Source organism: Mesorhizobium sp. M0119 (assembly GCF_040322615.1).
Taxonomy (GTDB): Bacteria; Pseudomonadota; Alphaproteobacteria; order Rhizobiales; family Rhizobiaceae; genus Mesorhizobium.
The window spans coordinates 12,962-33,869 of record NZ_JAMYTU010000051.1; the positions used below are offsets into that span (position 1 = coordinate 12,962).

17 protein-coding genes are annotated in these 20,908 nt (G+C 60.5%); 14 read left to right on the top strand and 3 right to left on the bottom strand.

Annotated elements, in window-relative coordinates; translation table 11 throughout:
• Nucleotide 1 precedes the first annotated feature (1 nt).
• Both NKJ40_RS28115 and NKJ40_RS28120 read left to right on the top strand, forming a co-directional pair.
• Complete coding sequence (locus NKJ40_RS28115; protein ID WP_352468840.1) at nucleotides 2-1,246, top strand: glycosyltransferase; 1,245 nt, start codon at nucleotides 2-4, stop codon at nucleotides 1,244-1,246.
• Complete coding sequence (locus NKJ40_RS28120; RefSeq protein WP_352468841.1) at nucleotides 1,243-2,409, top strand: glycosyltransferase family protein; 1,167 nt, start codon at nucleotides 1,243-1,245, stop codon at nucleotides 2,407-2,409. The genes NKJ40_RS28115 and NKJ40_RS28120 overlap by 4 nt, the downstream gene beginning before the upstream one ends.
• A gap of 116 nt (nucleotides 2,410-2,525) precedes the next feature.
• On the opposite strand, the gene NKJ40_RS28125 is transcribed toward NKJ40_RS28120, so the two are convergent.
• Nucleotides 2,526-3,197 (bottom strand): class I SAM-dependent methyltransferase, encoded by a 672-nt coding sequence (locus NKJ40_RS28125; protein ID WP_352468856.1) that lies wholly within the window; start codon nucleotides 3,195-3,197, stop codon nucleotides 2,526-2,528.
• An 84-nt stretch (nucleotides 3,198-3,281) separates the two neighbouring features.
• Here NKJ40_RS28125 and NKJ40_RS28130 point away from each other — a divergent pair, with 84 nt between their 5' ends.
• The 4 genes from NKJ40_RS28130 (at nucleotide 3,282) to NKJ40_RS28145 (ending at nucleotide 7,955) form a co-directional block, all read left to right on the top strand.
• Nucleotides 3,282-3,638 (top strand): hypothetical protein, encoded by a 357-nt coding sequence (locus NKJ40_RS28130; RefSeq protein ID WP_352468842.1) that lies wholly within the window; start codon nucleotides 3,282-3,284, stop codon nucleotides 3,636-3,638.
• A gap of 17 nt (nucleotides 3,639-3,655) precedes the next feature.
• The gene (locus tag NKJ40_RS28135) at nucleotides 3,656-6,370 is read left to right on the top strand and encodes an ABC transporter transmembrane domain-containing protein (RefSeq protein ID WP_352468843.1); all 2,715 of its coding nucleotides are present in this window, start codon (nucleotides 3,656-3,658) and stop codon (nucleotides 6,368-6,370) included.
• A gap of 158 nt (nucleotides 6,371-6,528) precedes the next feature.
• Nucleotides 6,529-6,978 carry a cyclic nucleotide-binding domain-containing protein gene (locus tag NKJ40_RS28140; RefSeq protein WP_352468857.1) on the top strand — a complete coding sequence of 150 codons (450 nt, stop codon included), beginning with the start codon at nucleotides 6,529-6,531 and terminating at the stop codon, nucleotides 6,976-6,978.
• A 122-nt stretch (nucleotides 6,979-7,100) separates the two neighbouring features.
• Nucleotides 7,101-7,955, top strand: coding sequence for an MBL fold metallo-hydrolase (locus tag NKJ40_RS28145; protein ID WP_352468844.1), 855 nt, complete (start codon nucleotides 7,101-7,103; stop codon nucleotides 7,953-7,955).
• A gap of 114 nt (nucleotides 7,956-8,069) precedes the next feature.
• On the opposite strand, the gene NKJ40_RS28150 is transcribed toward NKJ40_RS28145, so the two are convergent.
• Nucleotides 8,070-8,846 carry a polysaccharide deacetylase family protein gene (locus NKJ40_RS28150; protein ID WP_352468845.1) on the bottom strand — a complete coding sequence of 259 codons (777 nt, stop codon included), beginning with the start codon at nucleotides 8,844-8,846 and terminating at the stop codon, nucleotides 8,070-8,072.
• Complete coding sequence (locus tag NKJ40_RS28155) at nucleotides 8,843-9,931, bottom strand: glycosyltransferase family 4 protein (protein WP_352468846.1); 1,089 nt, start codon at nucleotides 9,929-9,931, stop codon at nucleotides 8,843-8,845. The genes NKJ40_RS28150 and NKJ40_RS28155 overlap by 4 nt, the downstream gene beginning before the upstream one ends.
• 92 nt (nucleotides 9,932-10,023) lie before the next feature.
• Between NKJ40_RS28155 and NKJ40_RS28160 the strand changes: the two genes are divergently transcribed.
• The 8 genes from NKJ40_RS28160 (at nucleotide 10,024) to NKJ40_RS28195 (ending at nucleotide 20,792) form a co-directional block, all read left to right on the top strand.
• Complete coding sequence (locus NKJ40_RS28160) at nucleotides 10,024-11,184, top strand: DUF3095 domain-containing protein (RefSeq protein ID WP_352468858.1); 1,161 nt, start codon at nucleotides 10,024-10,026, stop codon at nucleotides 11,182-11,184.
• Between the two features lie 105 nt (nucleotides 11,185-11,289).
• The gene (locus tag NKJ40_RS28165) at nucleotides 11,290-12,633 is read left to right on the top strand and encodes a nucleotide sugar dehydrogenase (RefSeq protein WP_352468847.1); all 1,344 of its coding nucleotides are present in this window, start codon (nucleotides 11,290-11,292) and stop codon (nucleotides 12,631-12,633) included.
• 51 nt (nucleotides 12,634-12,684) lie between these two features.
• Complete coding sequence (locus NKJ40_RS28170; RefSeq protein WP_352468848.1) at nucleotides 12,685-14,025, top strand: adenylate/guanylate cyclase domain-containing protein; 1,341 nt, start codon at nucleotides 12,685-12,687, stop codon at nucleotides 14,023-14,025.
• 149 nt (nucleotides 14,026-14,174) lie between these two features.
• On the top strand, nucleotides 14,175-16,070 hold the full coding sequence (locus NKJ40_RS28175) for an ABC transporter ATP-binding protein (protein WP_352468849.1): 1,896 nt from the start codon (nucleotides 14,175-14,177) through the stop codon (nucleotides 16,068-16,070).
• On the top strand, nucleotides 16,067-17,965 hold the full coding sequence (locus NKJ40_RS28180; protein WP_352468850.1) for an ABC transporter substrate-binding protein: 1,899 nt from the start codon (nucleotides 16,067-16,069) through the stop codon (nucleotides 17,963-17,965). The genes NKJ40_RS28175 and NKJ40_RS28180 overlap by 4 nt, the downstream gene beginning before the upstream one ends.
• Before the next feature lie 2 nt (nucleotides 17,966-17,967).
• Entirely contained in the window at nucleotides 17,968-18,966 is a 999-nt protein-coding gene (locus NKJ40_RS28185; protein ID WP_352468851.1) for an ABC transporter permease, read from the top strand.
• On the top strand, nucleotides 18,963-20,144 hold the full coding sequence (locus tag NKJ40_RS28190; RefSeq protein ID WP_352468852.1) for an ABC transporter permease: 1,182 nt from the start codon (nucleotides 18,963-18,965) through the stop codon (nucleotides 20,142-20,144). The genes NKJ40_RS28185 and NKJ40_RS28190 overlap by 4 nt, the downstream gene beginning before the upstream one ends.
• A 168-nt stretch (nucleotides 20,145-20,312) precedes the next feature.
• Nucleotides 20,313-20,792 (top strand): class I SAM-dependent methyltransferase, encoded by a 480-nt coding sequence (locus NKJ40_RS28195; RefSeq protein ID WP_352468853.1) that lies wholly within the window; start codon nucleotides 20,313-20,315, stop codon nucleotides 20,790-20,792.
• Nucleotides 20,793-20,908 lie beyond the last annotated feature (116 nt).

Below are 20,908 nucleotides of genomic sequence, written 5' to 3' on the forward strand. Positions count from 1 at the left end.
GTTGCAACATCGCAAGATCGTCGTGGTTCTGAAGGGCTATCCGCGGCTCTCGGAAACCTTCATCGCGCAGGAACTCCTCGGTCTTGAGCGTGCGGGGTTCGACCTGATACTCGTCGCGCTCAGGCGGCCGACCGACGAAAAACGCCACCCCGTGCATGACGAGATCAAAGCGCCCGTTCATTATCTGCCGGAATATCTGCATGAAGAGCCGCTGCGCGTGCTTCGCTCGCTGTTTGCTTATCTGCTGCGGCCGTGCTTCTGGCGCGCGCTCGGATCGCTGGCTGCCGATATGCCCCGCGACTTTACGCGCAATCGCGCGCGCCGCTTCGGGCAAGCGCTCGTGCTGGCGGCCGAATGGCCGGAAGACGCGAGCTGGCTGCATGCACATTTCGCGCACACGCCTGCATCGGTGACGCGCTATGCCAGCCAGCTTCGTGGCCTGCCCTGGACCTGCTCGGCCCATGCCAAGGACATCTGGACTTCGGCGGACTGGGATCTGGCCGGCAAGCTTTCCTCGGCGCGCTGGACGGTCACTTGCACGAAAACCGGCTTCGACCGTCTGAAAAAACTCGCTAACGGCAACTCGTCTGTGCATCTGAGCTATCATGGGCTCGACCTTGATCGCTTCGGCAGTTTCGGCGAGGCGCGAAAGCAGCATGACGGCTCGGCGCCGGACGAACCGGTTGTCGTTCTGAGTGTCGGGCGCGCCGTTGAAAAGAAAGGTTACGATACGTTGCTGCAGGCCCTTGCGCTGTTGCCCGGCGATCTGGCGTGGCGTTTCGAGCATATCGGCGGCGGCGAGGAACTGGAACGGTTCAAGGCCCTGGCGCAAAAGCTCGGCCTGGATGGTCGCGTCTCTTGGAAAGGCGCGCTGGCGCAGGAGGAGGTGCTTAAGCACTACCGCTGTGCCGACATCTTCGCCCTGGCCTGCAGGATCACCGCAAATGGTGACCGGGACGGTCTGCCGAACGTTTTGGTGGAGGCGGCTAGCCAGCGGCTTGCCTGCGTGTCGACCGATATTTCCGGCGTGCCGGAGCTTCTATCGCCGGATGAAACCGGGCTGCTGGTTCCCACGGAAAACCCAATTGCCCTGGCACAGGCGCTGGAGCGCCTGATCCGTGATCCCGTGCTGCGCGCCCGCCTCGGCGACGCCGCAGAGCGGCGCGTGCGCGGCAATTTCGATCATATGGCAAGCATTGGACAGCTCAAGGAACTGTTCGAGCGGGAGTGGCGGGCCGCCGAATGAAGCGGCTGCGCGCTTTCTTCTATGTCCAGCACCTGCTCGGCATCGGCCATCTCGCGCGCGCCAGCCGCATTGCGGCGGCTCTGGTCTATGACGGGTTTGACGTAACCGTCGTAACCGGCGGAGCGCCAATCGCCGGGTTTCCGGGACCCGGTGTAAAATCTGTAATCCTGCCACCTGTCACCTCCGGTGATGAAGGATTTTCCGGACTTGTCGACCTGGAGCGCAACCCGATCGACGATGATTTCAAGAAATGGCGTTCAGAGATGCTGCTGCAGGCATTCCGGGATTGCAGGCCTGATATCGTCATTGTCGAGGCGTTTCCATTTGGACGCCGGCAGATGCGTTTCGAACTCTTGCCGCTGATCGAGGCCATCGACGCGACGTCGCCCAGACCGCTGCTGGCGACGTCCGTCCGTGATATCCTTCAGGAGCGCGTCAAGCCGGGCCGAAACGAGGAAACGGTCGATCTCATCAACAGGCATTTCGACCTTGTTATGGTCCACGGCGATCCGGCTTTCGCAACCATCGACAAGACATTTCCGCTGGCTGGGGCGATCAGGGCCGAGGTCACCTACACAGGGCTCGTTGCCGCGCCGCCCTCGCCCGCGGCCTCCGAGCGCTTCGACGTTCTGGTGTCGGTTGGCGGCGGGGCTGCCGGAAAGAGCCTTGTCAGCTCCACCATCGCAGCGGCGCGGAATGCCAACAACGCTTGGAAATGGTGTTTGATCACCGGCCCAAACTTGCCGAAAGACGAGTTTGACATCGCGCGCGATGCGACGCCGGGCCTGTCCATCTTCCGGTTCCGCGAGGATTTCGCCAGCCTGCTGACCGGCGCCCGCCTGTCAGTCTCGCAGGCGGGTTACAACACAGTTTGCGATGTCCTGCGCGCGGGTTGTCGTTCCCTGCTCGTTCCATTCGCAGCCGGCGGGGAAACCGAACAGACGGTTCGCGCCCTGATGCTCGAAGAACTCGGTCTTGCATCAGTGCTGATGGAAAAGGACCTAACGCCTGAAGGTTTGGCGCAAGCGATCGAACAGGCGCTTGTGGGACCGACGCCATCCGCGCATCGTCTCGATCTGGAAGGCGCGCGTCGCTCCGCGCAAATCCTGCGCGAGCGGTATCGAACATGGTCCCTAAAAATGGGGTTTCAGAAAAGCTCATGATCAAACAGACGACAGATCCTACGTCGCGCCTGATGAGATTCGTGCGACGCGCTTCAAGTCCTGTTTTTATGCATGTCGTTGTCCCAAAACCGCTACGCACTTTTGGGCGAAATGCATTAAACAGTTCCAATCAGCATGAAGCGCGTATAATTTTTTGTCGGCAGTTCGCCGGAGAACCGCACCTCCCGTAGCGCCGCCATTGCTTCGAAGGCTGCAAGTGAAGCCACGCAGTTGATGTGCGTCGGCTCGCTGAAATAATCGTTCGATTGCAGCAGTACATTCGTGCCCCGCGGAAGCAGAGCTAGCCAGGCGCGCAGATCGGCTATGTGTTCGCAGCTCGTATTGATCATCAGGTCGGGCCGCCCGGCCGCATAGTCGAGTGCGTACATATCTGCCGTTAGCGCCCGGAACCGGTCGCCGGCTTCCCGGTTGAGGGTCCGGGCGACCGGCGCGACTTCGGGATCGATGTCGATGCTATCGACCGCCGCGATGTCGAAGCGGGCGTCATTGAAAAGCATTGCCGGCAATACGCCGTACCATCCACCCAGAACCCATATGCGCCCGAACCGGCCGCCGCAGCTTTCGAACAGCCTGTCGAGCGCCCACATCTTGCAGGCGACCTGCTTGTGGTTGAAGGCGTTGGCGATATCGGCCTTCGGATGCTTGGTGAGGACGCGCGCCAGTCCTGCCACGAGAGGGCAGTTGACATAAGCAGCAATTCCCCGCGTGAGGTCCAAGGCTTGTTCGTGCCAGTCAATGCCGGCATTGCGTGGTTGCGTGACATCCATCATATTTGTCTTGTATGTTGGGATTTCGGGCGACACAACGCAATCTTGCCTCCTGCAAGGCTGTTTGATTCCGCGGACGTGATTATGCAGCAAGCCGCTTGGCCATTGCCCGGTGCCGGAGAGAGCCTGTCCGGATCATCGGCGTCCATCCGCCAGCACCAGCCGCGCGGCTGCGGCCTCGTGCTGCTCGGCTATTCGCCAAAACCCTACGGAAGCCGCGGACCGTTTGGCCAGCTGCTTTCTTCGCCGATCAACAATGCCCATGTCGTTGCCATCGACCATGCACCGGAACTGGATCGCGCCGCCTCGCAGGTTCCTTGCATCGTTGAGCGCAGGACAATGTCCGTGCACAGCAGCTTCGAACTTGTCGTTGGCGACGAAGAAATTGCCGATACGCCATTCGCCAGCAGGTGCTTTTACATCCTGCATCCTTTCAACTGAAGGGTCCGCAGTCGCATATGGAACCCAGCCTAGCCCGCTATATCTGGACGCACACCAAGAAGCAGCAGCTCTGGATATTGATGATCGTCGTGCTTTCGATGATCCCGTATTTCATGTCCTTCGACCTACCGAAGCTGATCGTCAACGGCCCGATCCAAGGTAGGGGCTTCGAGCAACCGGGCGCGACCCAGCCATTCATGAGGCTACACTATAACCTGCCGTTCATTGGAGAGGTCCAGTTCTTCTCCGGTTTTCAGCTCGACCGCACGGAGACCCTGTTTGCCCTGAGCCTCGTGTTCCTCTTGCTAGTCGTCATCAACGGCCTGTTCAAATTCTACATCAACACCTACAAGGGCCGCCTCGGCGAACGCATGCTGCGGCGTATCCGCTTCGATCTGGTCGACCGTGTGCTGCGTTTTCCGCCGGTTTACTTCAAGCGGGTGAAGTCCGCCGAAGTGGCGACCATGGTGAAGGACGAGGTGGAGCCGCTGGGCGGCTTCATCGGCGACGCCTTCCTGCAGCCGGTACTGCTCGGCGGCCAGGCGCTGACGGCCATGCTGTTCATCATGATCCAGAACGTCTGGCTCGGAATGATAGCGGTCGTGATCGTGGTGATCCAGATCGTGCTCATCCCGCGAATGCGGCGGCGGCTGATTGTGCTCGGGCGCCAACGGCAGTTGACGGCGCGCGCGCTTTCGGGCCGGGTTGGCGAAATCGTCGACGGCATCGGCGCGGTTCACGTCCACGATACATCAAACTACGAGCGCGCCGACATAGCTGCCCGGCTCGGGCTCATCTTCAAGATCCGCTTCGATCTTTACCAATGGAAATTCATGGTGAAGTTCCTCAACAATTTTCTCGCGCAGCTCACGCCCTTTCTGTTCTACATGATCGGCGGGTATCTGGTCATCCAGGGGCGGCTGGACGTCGGCCAGCTCGTGGCCGTGATCGGCGCCTACAAGGACCTGCCCGGACCGATGAAGGAACTGATCGACTGGGATCAGGATCGGCAGGATGTCCAGGTCAAATATCAACAGGTCGTTGAACAGTTCACCGTCGAGGGTCTCATCGCGCCGAAAATCGGGGCATTGACGATCGACGATCCCGATCCGATGACCACCCCCCTGTCGGCGATCAATCTGTCCATAGCAGACGATGGCGGTGCAATGCTCCTCAACCGCATCTCCCTCCAGGTCAAGCCGGGTGAGACAGTGGCGCTGGTCAGTACCGCAACAGGTGGAGCGGAGGCGCTGGCAGAAGCCTTCGCGCGGCTGAACTGGCCGGACAGCGGAAGGGTCGCTTCGGGCACCGACGACCTGCTTGAACTCCCCGAAGCAGTAACCGGCCGGCGCATGTCGTATGCCTCGTCGGATGTTTTCCTGTTCCAGGCAAGCCTCCGCGACAACCTGCTCTACGGGTTGAAGCATGCGCCGCTGACATCGGTGCCTTATGACGGTGCTGCGGCAGACCAGCACCGCTGGAACATCCACGAGGCGCGCCGGTCGGGCAATCCGGATCTTGATATCCACAGCGACTGGATCAACTATGCTTCCGCTGGCGCTACCGGCCCGCACGACCTCTTTGAAGCCGTGCGCCGGGTGCTCGACGCGGTTGTTCTGTCGCGCGACATTCTGGATCTTGGCTTGCGCTCTTCGGCCGACCTCACGCGTCACACAGAGCTTGCCAGGCGGATCGTCGAACTGCGTGCGGCGCTGCGAACCCGGCTGGAACAAGAGGGGCTGAGCGGACTGGTGGTTCCTTTCGAACCGGGCGCCTACAATAAGGAAGCAACGATCGGCCAAAACCTGCTCTTCGGCGCTGCCGCCGGCCCCGAACTGGCCGACAGGGCCCTGGCGGCCAATCCCTATTTTGCTTCTGTGCTGAGGCAAGCCGGCCTCGACCGCACGCTCTACGAAATGGGCTTGGAGATCGCCAAACAGGCGATCGAGCTGTTTGCCGACCTGCCGCCCGATCACCAGTTCTTCCAGCAGCTCGCCTTCATGAGCGCCGAGGAGATACCCGCCTACGAAACCTTGCTGCAACGGCTCAAGAACCGTCCTCACGAGGCGGTTTCGGAGAACGATCGCGCCATGATCGTCACCTTGAGCTTTGCCTACATCGAGCCCCGGCACCGCTTCGGCCTGCTGAGCGACGAGCTGATGAGCAAGATCGTCGCTGCACGCAGCCGGTTCTATGAAAACCTGCCGCCCGAACTGCAAAATGCGGTCGAACGGTATGATCCTGCCAAATACATTGCCGCGGCCACCGTCATGGATAACGTCCTGTTCGGGCGTGTGGGCAACAACCATCCCGACGCGCCGGACCGCATACGCTCCATCGTCTATGACATTCTTGACGAACTGGGGCTTTATGCCGAACTTCTGGATGTCGGCCTGGACTTCAACGTCGGTTCCGGCGGCAGGCGGCTGACCGGTGGACAGCGACAGAAGCTCGATGTTGCCCGGGCCCTGCTCAAGCGTCCCGATTTTCTCATTCTCAACCGGCCGCTGTCGGCGCTCGACCAGCGCATGCAGGATAAGGTGCTGCGAAATGTGCTCGAGGAAGCCAGGTGCGACGGCCATTCGCCGGCAATTGTGTGGGTCGTGACGAATCCGGCAATGGCGATGATGTTCGATCGCGTTATCGTCTTCGACTCGGGTCAATTGGCGGAAGACGGAACACACGAGACACTTTTGGCAGGGAACGGTATCTTCAAGGAACTGCTGTCATAGAGCAACGGACATTCAGATGGGATCATTCTGCCGGTGCACGACATCGGGCTCGCCACCTTTCGCGTGGTTTGTCTCGCCATCCCGAAAAGAGAATTGATTCCATCTGGGCGTCCGTTGCTCTAGTCTGGCAAACGCGAATTTTGGGAAGGTTTGCGACAATGCTGCTCAAGGATGAAGTTGGAATGCTGCAACGCATTCCCTTGTTCTCTGCCATCGAGCCGACAAAGCTCAAGCTGCTTGCGTTCACGTCCGATCGTGTCAGCTACAGCGCCGGCCAGATCCTTTTCCGGCAGGGCGATGAGGGAGACGCCGCCTATGTCATCCTTTCAGGCAGGGCGGATATTCTGGTCGATTCCGACAGCGGGCCGATAAAAGTTGCCGAACTGGAGCCAAATTCGATTGTTGGCGAGATCGCCATATTGTGCAACAGCTCCCGCACTGCCACCGTCAGAGCGGCAAGTCCGCTGGAAGTCTTGAGAATCCGCAAGGATCATTTCCTGAGGCTTATGAGGGAGTTCCCGGAAATGACCATCGAGATATTGCGGGTTCTTGCCGATCGCCTAAGCCATACGACCGCGGATCTGATCGACGCACGAAGCGCCAAATAACGAATGACGTGCGCTCGATCCTCGTCGTCGTGATGGCACTGTCCTCTTGCTGAGAAGGTCACCCGGAGAAAGCCTGTCTCGCGTAGCAGCAGTTGTTTGGCTAAGATGGGCGAAGGGGTAGCATGGTCGACGACGTTTTCCTGGTCAGGTTTTGGGGTGTCCGCGGCAGCATTTCGGTATCAGGGCCAGAATTCTCTCGCTATGGCGGCAACTCAATCTGCATTGAGATGCGATGCGGTAAGCATACGCTTCTGTTCGACGCAGGCTCTGGCCTACGGCCTGCCGGCGGGGCGCTTCAGGCGTTGGGCGTGACCGATTTCGACCTGCTGTTCACCCATTGCCATTACGATCACATCATCGGGCTGCCGTCTTTTGCGCCGATCTATGACCCGGGCGTCAAGGTTACGCTTTGGTCCGGGCATCTTGCAGGACACATGACGACCCGGCAGATGGTCGATGAGTTCATGCGGCCGCCGTGGTTTCCGGTGAAACTGGAGATCTGCAAGGCAAGCCTCGACTATCGCGATTTCGTATCCGGAGACGTGCTTCGCCCGCGCGAAGGGGTGGTGGTCCGAACCGGCAGTCTTATCCATCCGGGCGGCTGCGTAGGCTACCGGGTCGAATGGGGCGGCCGCGTCGTGGCGGTGATCACAGACACTGAGCACGAGCCGGACAAACTCGATCAGGCGGTGCTCGGCCTGATCGAAGATGCCGACCTCGTTATTTACGATTGCACCTACACCGAGGAGGAAATGGAACGCCGCCGCGGTTACGGGCACTCGACATGGCAACAGGGCGTCAAGCTCTGTGAGGCGGCCGGTGCGCGGAGGCTTGCGCTGTTTCACCACGATCCGACACGCACCGACAAGGAACTGGACAAGATCGAGAAACTGGCCAAGGACAGGTTTACCGGCGCTTTTGCCGCGCGGGATGGCCAGACGCTCAAACTTCCAGTCTCATTGCGCAAAAAGCGCTGAGCTATTTTCCTCTAGAGCGCTTCACCGTTTCACAGAAACGGCGAAGCGCTCTATCTCTTTGTTTTGACGCAATTCCCAAGGGAAAACGCTACGCGCTTTTCCCGGGAAAGCCGTTCACACTTTTCCTGGAATTGCTCTACCGGCGCTGCGCCCGATCAAGGTCCTGATCGGAAGCCATGCGCAGGCTTCAGTCTGTGCGGTGACGGTGAACAGCCGTTCGAGGAAAAGCCAGGCCGATTCATCATGTACGAGATGGTGGGTGAGCAGGCCGACCGGTTCGCCGCCATCGAATGCATGCTGCAATTGCGCGATGATAGCCTGAACCAATAGGCCGTGATCGCGGCAGCCGCGCGTGCCATGCCAATCCATGATGTCGACATTGCTGTTGATGACCGCCAGTGAAGCCCGCCTCGGCGGCCCATAGACCGACAATGCCGCAAATCCTATCGATCCAAGGTCGGATACCAAGCCGGCGTCGATCCTGTTCCAGGGTGGCACCAGCATCGGAACGGCACGTGCGCCGTGCAGGCCGGTTACGTGCGACAGCCCGCGAGCCAGATCATCGAGCACCGCCTCGCGTGGCCGATGCGCGCCGAGCTCCTGCTTTTTCTGGCCCTCGGGCGCATGATTTCGGTGCGCCCAGCCATGGATGGCGACCGTGGCATGCGGCGCCTCGTCAAGCCGAACGACAAGCTTCTCGTCAGTCAGGGCGGGAATGACGGCCAGAGTCACCGGAACCGCGAATTTACCGGTGAGGTCGAGCAGCCGATCAAGCGCAGGCGTCGGATCCACGGCGTCATCGTCGCGCAGCCAGAACTCTGCCTTACGGTCCGCCCGTTGCCGGCTCGCCAGTTCCTCCACCAAGGGTTGCCAGATCTGATCGGATGTCATGAGACCGGAATCTTCGCAAGAAATTCGGCCAGACGCGCCGCCGCGGCACCGAGAGAACGTTCTTCGAGGATGAAACGTCTGGCTTCTGCGGCCATGATGGATCTTTCGTCGTTACGGGCCAGAAGCCTTTCAATGGCAGAAGCGAACGCCGCCACATCGCCCGGCGGGGTGAGAAACCCGGCCTGGCCATCCCGCACGACCTCCGGCACGCCGGCGATGTCCTGAGCCACAACCGGAAGGCCGGCGGCCTGTGCTTCAAGATAGGCAACGCCATAGGCCTCGCCGAAACCCGGCCAGACGTAAATTCCCCCACTGTAGAGGACATCCGGCACGGCGGCTGGCTCAATCGCGCCAAGCCATTCGATACGGTCGGCGGGCAAGCCGGCGAATTGCGCTCTGACCTCTTCGCGGGCAGGTCCGTCCCCGACGACCGACATGGTCCAGGGCAGGTGACCGATCGAACCGAGCGCTTGCGCCAGCATGCGATAGCTTTCGACTTTGTCGCCCGGGCGCATCATCGCGACGGTGACGAGGCGCGTCGGACAACCCCGTGCCGGCGTTTCCCGGAATACCGATGTGTCGATGAAGGGCGAAAGCATGCCGAAAGCGGCGTCGGGAATCGCATCTGCCAGTCCCTGACGATCCCTTTGCGTGAAGCAGATGTTCAGCGCTGCCTGTTCGACGGCTCGCGCCACCAACGCTTGCGTATCGGCCCACAAACCGGTGTTGCGCCGCCTCGAATATGAGGCTTCCGCTGTCACATAGGGGACACCAAAGGCCAACGCCAGCTCGGGCCCGATCAGGTCGGGCGCCTTGTAATAGGGATGATAGGTGAACCACAGATCGGGCTTGCCGTCACGATCCCAAAGCCTTGCCAGCCGCGCGGCTTCCTCCCGGGCCTCGATCTTGAGCGCGTCGAAACTTTTCGAATCCGGTTCGCGTAGATAGAAGCGTAATTCGGATGCCAGTTCGACGCTATGCCCTCCATGCTCCAGCGCCTTGACCAGCATCCGTGCCATCTGGCGGTCGCCGGAGGCAACGGGATGATTGGGCGACTTCAGCGGCGCGTAGAAGGCAATTCGCATCGCCGGACCCTATCATCGGAAAGCCTGCGCAAGTCAATTTCGAAGCATGATCGACTTCACCTTCAAGCAGTGGAATGTGCTATCTGATGCTCATGGAAACAGTTGCCGCGTCCGATCCGTTCGTCGCTTCCCTGCCGGTCTTCGCAAAGTTCGAAAGCGTTGCCGATATCGATAACTATCGGCCTCTCCCCGATAACTGGGCGCTGGCCACCGCCGACATCGTCGGCTCGACCAAGGCGATCGAGGCGGGGCGCTATAAAACCGTCAATATGGCCGGCGCCAGCGTCATTTCGGCGCTGCTCAATGCGCTGGGTAGGCAAGATCTTCCCTTTGTCTTCGGCGGCGACGGCGCGCTCGTGGCGTTTCCCGGCTCGGCGCTGGAGATCACCCGCAACGCGCTGGCGGCTGTCCAGAGATGGGTGGCGGACGAACTGGATCTGACCTTGCGTGCCGCAATCGTGCCGATAAAGGATATAAGAGCGCAAGGCCTCGACGTTCGCGTGGCGAGGTTCCAGGCCTCCGATGCGGTCTTCTATGCCATGTTCGCCGGCGGTGGCGGCAGTTGGGCGGAAGCCGAGATGAAAGCGGGGCGCTACCGCATCGATCCTGCGCCGGCCGGCACGCGGCCGGATCTGACCGGCCTCTCGTGCCGCTGGAACCCGATCGAAGCCCGGCATGGCGAAATCGTCTCGATCATAGCCATACCGGGGGCGTCGCGCGACTTGCGCGGTTTTCAGTTTCTGGTTTCCGACATCATCGCCCTTGCCGGCAGGCAGGAACGCGATGGCCACCCGGTGCCGGTGAACGGGCCGGACTACAGTGTGCTGCCCGCCGGCCTCGATATCGAGGCGCGTGCCACGGCGCCGGCAGGACGGCGGTGGCTGTCGAAGCTGTGGATAGTGTTCCTGATGACGCTTACGGCCGTCACCGATAGATATGGCTGGACGATCGGCAGATTCGATCCGAAGATCTACAAACGCGACGTGGCCAGCAATTCGGATTTCCGGAAGTTCGACGACGGCTTGAAGATGACCATCGACGTTGACGCGGATGTGTTGCGACGGATCGAGAACCGGCTGAAGCAGGCGGAAGAGGCGGGCATCTGCAACTATGGCCTGCACCGCCAGAAATCGGCCTTGATGACATGCCTCGTCGCCTCGCCGCTGCAGCGCGATCACGTTCATTTCATCGATGGCGCCGCCGGCGGCTATGCGATGGCTGCCGCAAGCCTGAAGGCGAAGGTGCCGGTCTGACGGCTTGCGGACATCGATTTTCCGCAATATGCCTCGGGGTTCTTGGGACCGGTGAGCCTCGCCATGGGCGCGGACAGCCTGTCCGAATTGACGGGAAGCAGATTTTTGGACGCCTCACGATCGACATATGACCGTCTTCTGAACCGGATTTCGACGCGTGCCGCGCAAGTCGGCGTGATCGGACTGGGCTATGTCGGGCTGCCGCTGGCGGTTGCGATCGCACGCGCCGGCTTCCCGGTTTCCGGCTTCGACGTCGAAGCCCAGAAGGTCGAGAGCCTGAACAACGGCCAATCCTATATCGAGGCGGTGACGTCGACAGCCCTTGCCGGCCAGGTGGCGAGCGGACGGTTCCGCGCCACTGCGGATTTTGCCGAACTGGCCGTCTGCGATGTCATCATCATCTGCGTTCCGACACCGCTGACGAAACACCGCGAGCCGGACCTCTCCTTTGTCAGGAACACGGCAGGCACCATCGCGAAGCATTTACGTCTCGGCCAGCTGATCGTGCTGGAATCGACTACCTATCCTGGCACCACCGACGACGTGATCAAGCCCATCTTGGAAAAAACGGGCTTGCGGTCGAAGATAGACTTCTTCCTCGGCTTCTCGCCCGAACGCGAGGATCCCGGCAACCGCAGCTTTGAAGTCGCGACGATTCCCAAGGTCGTGGCAGGTGACGGCATTGAAGCGGCGACGCTCGTGCAGGCTTTCTACCAGGGCGTGGTCAAGACCGTCATTCCGGTTTCCACCACGGCGACCGCCGAGGCGGTCAAGCTGACGGAAAACATCTTCCGCTCGGTCAACATAGCCCTCGTCAACGAGTTGAAGGTCTTGCTCGGTGCGATGGGAATCGACATCTGGGAGGTGATCGAGGCGGCAAAGACCAAGCCCTTCGGCTACATGCCTTTCTATCCTGGCCCTGGACTTGGCGGGCACTGCGTTCCGATCGATCCCTTCTACCTGACGTGGAAGGCGCGCGAATACGAACTGCCGACCCGCTTCATCGAGCTGGCGGCAGAGATCAACACGGCTATGCCGCGTCATGTGGTCGACGAACTGGCGAAGGCGCTGGACCAGCGCTGCGGCAAGGCGCTCAGCCGCTCGCGCATTCTCATCATCGGGCTCGCCTATAAGAAGAATGTGCCCGACATCCGCGAAAGCCCCTCATTGCGGCTCATTGAACTCATCGAGGAATGGGGCGGCAAGGCGGAATTCCACGATCCGCATGTTACCGAAATCCCGACCACACGGGAGCATATGGCGATCAAGGGGCGTCGCTCGGTCGAATTGACCGACGTGGCCTTGAAGGATTTCGACGCTGTCGTCGTTGCAACCGACCACGACGCGATCGACTATCAGGCGATCGCGGATCACGCTCTACTGATTGTCGACACACGCAATATTTTTGGCCGCCTCGGGCTAGCCCGAGAGACGGTGGTGAAGGCCTGACGGCGTCCGAGCCGGCGAATTTGTGGCGAATCAAGGAGATTTCGAGATAGCATGAGCACAGCGCAAGCAGAAATTTCTGCCATTCTCATGGACAAGGTTGCCGATTGGCTGACCCAATCGGCGTTGGCCGGCGACGACCTGGAGACACTGGTAAAGGGCTTTTGTGAACGGCTGGCTGCTGCCGGCCTGCCGTTGAAGCGGGTGCATTTGAGCTTTTCGATGCTCCATCCGCTTTATGACGCGCTTGGCTTCACCTGGCTCCGCGGCCAGGGCCTGGAAGTGGAAGGCTTCCGCCATGAGGACGGCGTTCCTTCCGACAGATTCCTGACCAGCCCATACTACCATCTGCTCAGCCACAAGCTCGACCATCTGCGGCGCCGGCTCGACCCGTCGGTGCCGTCGGAATTTCCTGTTTTCGATGACCTCAAGCTTATGGGCGTCACCGATTACATGGCTTTCGTCCATCCCTTCAGCGGCAACACCAGTCAGGGCATGATCGGGTCTTGGTCCACCGACAGTGCTGCAGGCTTCAGCGACAACATGATTTCGGCGCTGCTGCGGATCCAGAACCATCTCGCTATCGCAACCAAGATGGCGGTGCTCACCAAGCTTGCCGACAACATGATGACCACTTATCTCGGCGGCGACGCCGGCAGGCGGGTGCTGGACGGCCAGATCAAGCGCGGCGAGGGCGACACAATCCGGGCTGCACTGGTCATGGCCGATATGCGCGGGTCGACAAGGCTTGCCGAAACCTCCGGCCGCGAAATCTATATCGATACGCTGAACCAGTTTTTCGATGCCATTGCTGCACCTTTCAATCGCAGAGGCGGGCAGATCATGAGTTTCCTGGGGGATGGCTTCATTGCCGTCTACCCTTGCGAAAGGCACCGTGCGCAGTCCGAGATCGCCTGCCGGGCTGCCCTTGCGGCAGCGCACAAGGCCACCGCGCGCATGATGGATCTCAATCTGCGCAGAAAGGAGCAGCGGTTGGGCGACATTAAATTCGGTATCGGCCTGCATGTCGGCAATGTGATGTTCGGCAATGTCGGGCTTACCGACCGGCTCACATTCTCTGCCTTCGGCTCGGCTGTAAACGAGGTCCAGCGCCTTCAGACCCTGACCAAGAAATATTCGCACAGCGTTCTCGCCAGCGAAGATTTCGCCGGCTATTGCAGCGCCAATAGCTGGCTGACGCTCGGCGAGGAGGAACTGGCGGGCACCAAGAAGAAGCTGACGGTGCTTTCACCCGATTTGTCGGGTGCTCTCGCACTCGATGAAGACGGTGCGCTGGAGCCGATTTACGACCGAATATCGGACGCCGAGCAGGTCATGCTGCTTCATCGCGATGCCGCGCGGCTGTCGGCGGGCGACCCGAGGAAGCTCCAGTAACCGCCACGATCTGATCCGAACGCGTTTGGTATGCAGTCCGGTCGCCGGTTCCGCCAGGGAACTGGCGACTGTTCGAATCCAAGTTGCTCTAGGCTGGCAATGCGGTAGTCTCGCCTTCTGGACCTGCCAGAGTGGGGGCTGGTGTGAGAATGAATTTGGGCGTTGATCTGCTGCGAATCGAGGATGTTGGCATCTCTTTTGCCATTATAGGGGGACCGTTGCATGCCGTCAGGCGTGCAAATCTTCGCGTCCTGCCCGGCAAGGTTACCGCGCTTGTGGGCGAGTCCGGTTCCGGAAAATCGGTTCTCAGCCAGGCGGTGATGGGCATTTTGCCGAACACAGCCCATGTTCGTGGCCGTATCCTGTTTTCCGATCCTGAAAAGCCCGGCACGCCGCAGGATATCCTGCAGATGCCGCGTGACGGACCGGAAATCCGGGCGTTGAGAGGCAGCCGCATCGGCAAGATCTTTCAGGAGCCGATGACATCACTATCGCCGCTGCATACGATCGGCAATCAGGTCAGCGAATCCCTGCAGATTCATACGCCCATGGCTCGGGTGGAGCGCAAGGCGCGGGCCGAGGAAATGCTCAGCCTTGTCGGCTTTCCCAATCCCAAGCGCGCCTATGACATGTATCCGTTTGAACTTTCGGGAGGATTGCGTCAGCGCGCAATGATCGCCATGGCGCTTATCTGCCGGCCCGCCCTGTTGATCGCCGACGAGCCGACGACGGCGTTGGACGTCACCATCCAGGCGCAAATCCTGCAATTGCTGCGCGAGCTTCAGACGAAGCTGAACATGGCGATGCTGCTGATCACGCACGACCTTGGCGTAGTCGCCAATGTCGCCGACGAGGTGGTGGTCATGTACCATGGCGAGATCATGGAAGCGGGACCTGTGGAGGCGATATTCCGCCGTCCAGGCCACCCTTACCTGAAGGGCCTGATGGCAGCCGTTCCGCATTTCGACCTGAAGCCTGGCGAAAGGCTAAAGGCGCTCCGCGAGGTGCCGGTGAATGTCGGGAACCTGCTCGGCAAGCAGACGGCGCCGGCATCGAAGGGGCCGGACGACCTCCTGCTGTCGGTCAGGGATCTGACAAAGACCTTCACGATCCGCAAGTCCGGATGGTTCGGCGGAGATCATCAAACCTCTGTTCGCGCCGTGGACGGCGTGAGCTTTGATATCAGGCGGGGTGAGTGCCTGGGTCTTGTCGGCGAAAGCGGCTCCGGCAAAACCACCGTCAGCAAGATCCTCATGCGGGCTGTCACCCCTAGCGGCGGCTCTGTGATCTTCAACGGCCGCGATGGTCCGATCGACGTCTTGGAAGCCGAGGGAGACGCCCTGCGCATGCTGCGCGCGAAAATCCAGATGGTCTTCCAGGATCCGGTTTCGTCGCTTTCACCTCGCATGACGGTGGAGAACATTTTGAGCGAGCCGCTGGAAATCCATCAACGTGGCAATGCCGCGTCCCGACTCGCCACGGTTAAGAGCCTGATGCAGGCAATCGGGCTCGACCCGCGCTTCATAAAGCGTTATCCGCACAGTTTCTCCGGCGGGCAGCGTCAGCGTATCGGCATCGCGCGCGCGTTGGCGCTGGGGCCTGAACTCCTGATCTGCGACGAGCCGGTTTCGGCACTCGATGTCTCTGTCCAGGCGCAGATCCTGAATCTTCTGAAGGACCTGCAGAAGGAGCTGGGCCTGACCTACCTGTTCATATCCCACAACCTGGCTGTGGTGGACTACATGGCAGACCGCATCGCGGTGATGTGCGGCGGGCGTATCGTCGAGCTCGCGCCGCGCGAAATTCTGCTTAGGAAACCGGTCCACCCCTACACGCGCTCACTGGTCGCCGCAGTACCTTTCCCCGATCTCGACAGGCCGATGGATTTCAAGACGCTGAAGCTCAGCGGCGCTTCCGACACCAGTGCATGGGGACCGCAATTCCGCTACGAGGGCGACGAGGATATGCTGTCGCCGCTCGATCTCGGCGGCGGCCACCTCGTGCTGGCTCGACGTTCGGCCGATGTCAGCGAGCTACGCCATTGATCAGCCGGCGCACCGTCCTTGGGCTCATGGCTTCGGCATTTCTGCCGGGCACGTTGCGCGCCGGCGATCTGGAGCCGGAATTTCTTGAGCCGCAGCTGAAGGCCAGGGCGCTGCCGGCACTCGCCGAACGCCTGCCCAAGCGCCCGCGCGCGTTGAATCTCGCTGCGATGGGCCGGCAGCCCGGCCAATATGGCGGCACGTTGCGCACGATCATCGGCAGCCAGAAAGATATCCGGATGATGACGATCTACGGGTACGCTCGCCTGGTCGGCTATGACGAAAAGCTTAACTTGCAAGCCGACATTCTCGAAAGTTTCGATGTAGCGGATGATCGTGTCTTCACTTTCAAGATACGGGAAGGGCATAAATGGTCTGACGGTAGCCTGCTGACGCCGGAGGATTTTCGCTATTGCTGGGAAGATGTCTGGCTGAACGATGAGCTTTCGCAAGGCGGGCTCGCCCCAGCCCTGCTGGCGGACGGCAAGCCGCCACGCTTCGAGATCGTCGATCCGTCGACGGTCCGCTATAGTTGGGATGCGCCCAATCCCGACTTCCTGCCCAAGCTCGCCGCTGCTTCGCCCCTATCGCTTGTTCTGCCAGCCGCCTATCTCAAGCAGTTCCACAAGAAATACCAGGATCCATTCAGGCTCGCCGGCCTAATGAAGGAGAACCGCGCCCAGAAATGGACGCTCTTGCATATCCGCATGTCGCGGCAGTATCGCCCGGAGAACCCGGAACTGCCGACGCTCGATCCCTGGCAGAACCGGACCAAGCCGCCGGCTGAGCAGTTCGTCTTCGAGCGGAACCCGTTCTTTCATCGAATAGACGAGAATGGCCGGCAACTGCCCTATGTTGACCGGATTGTTATGAATGTCAGCTCGTCGGCGATCATTTCCGCCAAGACCGGTGCGGGCGAGAGCGACCTGCAATGCATGGGAATTGACTTCAGCGACTACTCCTTCCTGAAGGACGCGGAGAAACGATACCCGGTGAAAATGCATCTCTGGAAACGCACGCAGGGTTCGCGGCTGGCGCTGCTGCCCAATCTGAATTGTGCCGACCAGGTGTGGCGTGGCCTTTTTCGTGACGTGCGCGTGCGCCGCGCACTTTCGCTCGCTGTGGACAGGCGCGAGATCAATTTGGCTGTGTTCTACGGATTGGCGCAGGAAAGTGCCGATACGGTGCTGCCGGAGAGCCCGCTCTACCGGCCGGAATTCGCGAAAGCCTGGGTCGCCCATGATCCCGACCAGGCCAATGCCCTGCTCGACGAGGTCGGGCTTCAGGCGCGTGACGATGACGGCCTGCGGATACTTCCCGACGGACGCCCGGCGCAGCTCGTAGTGGAAACGGCCGGCGAAAGCACGCTGGAAACCGACGCGCTCGAGCTCATCACCGATCACTGGCGCAAGATCGGCATTTCCCTGTTCATCCGGACATCGCAGCGCGACATCTTCCGCAGCCGCGCGCTTGGTGGCCAGATCATGATGTCGATGTGGTCGGGCATCGACAATGGCGTGCCGACCGCCGACATGAACCCGTACCAACTGGCCCCCACCGTCGACGACCAGCTGCAATGGCCGCTCTGGGGTGCTCACTACTTGTCTCACGGCAAGGTCGGTGAAGCGCCCGATCTTCCGCCTGTGGTCGAGTTGATGGCTTTACTCAAGCGCTGGAACGCATCGACCGAAGCCACAGAGCGCGCCGAAATCTGGAATTCAATGCTGTCGATCTATACCGATCAGGTGTTTTCGATCGGCACGGTGAACGGAACGCATCAGCCGATTCTGGCGTCCTCGCGGCTGCGCAATCTGCCTGACAAGGCGCTCTACGGCTACGACCCGACCGCTTATTTCGGTGTCTACATGCCGGATACATTCTGGCTTGGAGAGTCCTGAGCGTGCTTCGATATTTTGTCTGGCGCATCGCCGTGATGGTTCCAACGCTGCTGGTCATATCGGCACTGGTGTTCACTATCATCGAACTTCCACCAGGCGACTATTTCGACAGCTATGTTGCCGAGCTTCGGGCTCAGGGCGAAGCGGTGGATTCCGATCGCATCGAGATGATGCGCAAGGAATATGGTTTCGACCAGCCACCGGTCATTCGCTACTTTTACTGGGTCGGCGGGATGCTGCACGGCGATTTCGGCTATTCCTTCGAATATGAGCTGCCGGTTCGCGACGTCGTCGGGGACCGAATGTGGCTGACCGTGCTGGTTTCCTTCGTCACGATCATCTTCACCTGGCTCATCGCCTTTCCGATCGGCATGTACTCCGCCACGCATCAATACAGCTGGGGCGACTACGGCCTGACTTTCTTCGGCCTTCTCGGCCTTGCCATTCCGAACTTCATGCTGGCGCTGATCCTGATGTATTTTGCCAACATCTGGTTCGGCACGTCCATCGGCCATCTCATGGACCAGCAATATCTCGGCGAGCCGATGAGCTGGGCCAAGGCGAAGTCGATCCTCGCCCATCTCTGGATCCCGGTCTTGATCATCGGCACCGGGGGCACGGCAAGCATGATCCGGCGGCTGCGCGCCAATCTGCTCGATGAGCTACATAAGCAATATGTCGTGACCGCGCGCGCCAAAGGCCTTCATCCCTTCAGGGCGCTGGTCAAATATCCGCTGCGCATGGCGCTCAATTTCTTCATTTCAGACATCGGCTCTATCCTGCCGGCCATCATCTCCGGCGCCGAAATCACGGCGATCGTGCTGTCTTTGGAAACGACCGGGCCGATGCTGATCAAGGCGCTGCAAAGCCAGGACATGTATCTGGCAGGGTCGTTCCTGATGTTTCTCGCCTTCCTGACGGTCATCGGCGTCCTGATTTCCGACCTAGCGCTGGCGCTACTTGATCCGCGAATTCGTTTGCAAGGCGGCAGCACCAAATGAACACGCAATCGCCGCTGCCCGCTCCGGGTGCCCCACTGCAACACTACGTTTCCATCGAGCCCTTTGACCTGCAGTCGGTCGAGGCGATGACGCCGGAGCAGTCGAAGGTCTTTCAGGCGTCGCAGTTGCGGCTGATGTGGTGGAAATTCCGTCGGCACCGGCTTGCCGTTGTATCCGGCATATTCCTGGCAGCGCTTTATTTCGGGATACTGATCTGCGAGTTCCTGGCGCCCTACGATCTGCACACGCGCAACATGGACTACATCTATTCGCCGCCGCAGCGGGTGCACCTGTTCCACAACGGCCAGTTCGTCGGCCCGTTCGTCTATGGCCGCCAGATGACGCTGGATATGGACACGCTCAAGCGGAACTACATCGAGAAACAGGATGATGTTCAGCGGATCCGTTTCTTCTGCAAGGGCGACAGTTACCGGTTCTGGGGCCTGATCGAAGGTGACAGGCATTTTGTCTGCCCCGCCGAAAACGGCCAGCTCTTTCTGGCCGGCACTGACAGGCTGGGGCGCGATGTGCTCTCGCGCATCATCTATGGCGCACGCATTTCACTGACAATAGGCCTCGTCGGCATCAGTTTCAGCTTCCTGCTCGGCATTGTCATCGGCGGACTGGCCGGCTATCACGGCGGTATCTTCGACCTGATCGTTCAACGGATAATCGAAGTTCTGCAATCGATCCCCAGCATTCCGCTATGGCTGGCTCTGGCGGCGATCATGCCGATAACCTGGAGTCCGATCCTGATCTATTTCGGCATCACCGTCATCCTCGGGCTGCTCGACTGGACCGGACTGGCGCGGGCCGTGCGTTCAAAGCTTCTAGCCTTGCGCGAGGAGGATTACGTTCTGGCCGCGCAGTTGATGGGCGCCAGAAGCAGCCGCATCATCGGGCGGCACCTCATTCCCGGCTTCATGTCGCATCTGATCGCGACGGCGACGATCTCCATACCCGGCATGATCCTGGGCGAGACGGCGCTGAGCTTCCTCGGGCTCGGCCTGAGGGCACCGATAACCAGCTGGGGCATCCTGCTCACCGAGGCGCGCAGCGTCAGCGTGATCGCGTTCTATCCATGGCTGCTTTTGCCGATGCTCCCCGTCGTTCTCGTCATCTTGGCGTTCAACTTCCTCGGCGACGGCTTGCGGGACGCCGCGGACCCGTACAAGTGACATCGCTATTCCGCCGCGCCAGTGCCGCCGACTCCACCCGGTACGATCCTTGTCGGCAGCCTGTTCGCTTGTTGCAGTGTTCATCACGTCGGCCTCGGGTTTCAGCCGCGAAACGCTCTGGTCGGGGGCAGTTGATTTCGTGGACTGGTTCAGGACATACAATCGCACATGAGTCGCCTCGACAGTTTCATTCGGAGGATGACCGCACAGCGCGACATACTCGATCATGTCTGCGCCGAGGTGGCGAAGATGGAGGGACCCGTGCTCGAGCTCGGCCTCGGCAATGGCCGGACGTTCCACCATCTGCGCGAGCGCCTGCCCGGACGCCGGATCGTAGCGTTCGACCGCGCACTTGCCGCACACGCCAGCTCAATTCCTGAAGCTGAAAACCTCGTGCTCGGCGAAATACGCGAGACCGCGAGCAGGTTCATTGGCATCGACGCCGCTCTTGTTCATGCCGACATCGGCACTGGCTATGACGATCGCGATGCAGTGACCCTTACCTGGCTTCCCGATCTGACCGCGCGCCTGCTTCGCGTCGGCGGCATCGCGGTCAGCGGCATGCCGCTCGATCATCCGCAGTTGCAACGCCTCCCGCCGCCGCCTTCGGTGCCCGCCGATCGTTATTTTATCTGCAGGCGCGTGTGAGGGGCCGAGACGACCCAAATCTCTAGAGCGGTTCCCCCTTTGACGGAATCAAAGGGGATTCCAGATTTATCTGTTTTGTGATTCAAGATGCTGGCTGGAGTGGAGGCCAGCATCGG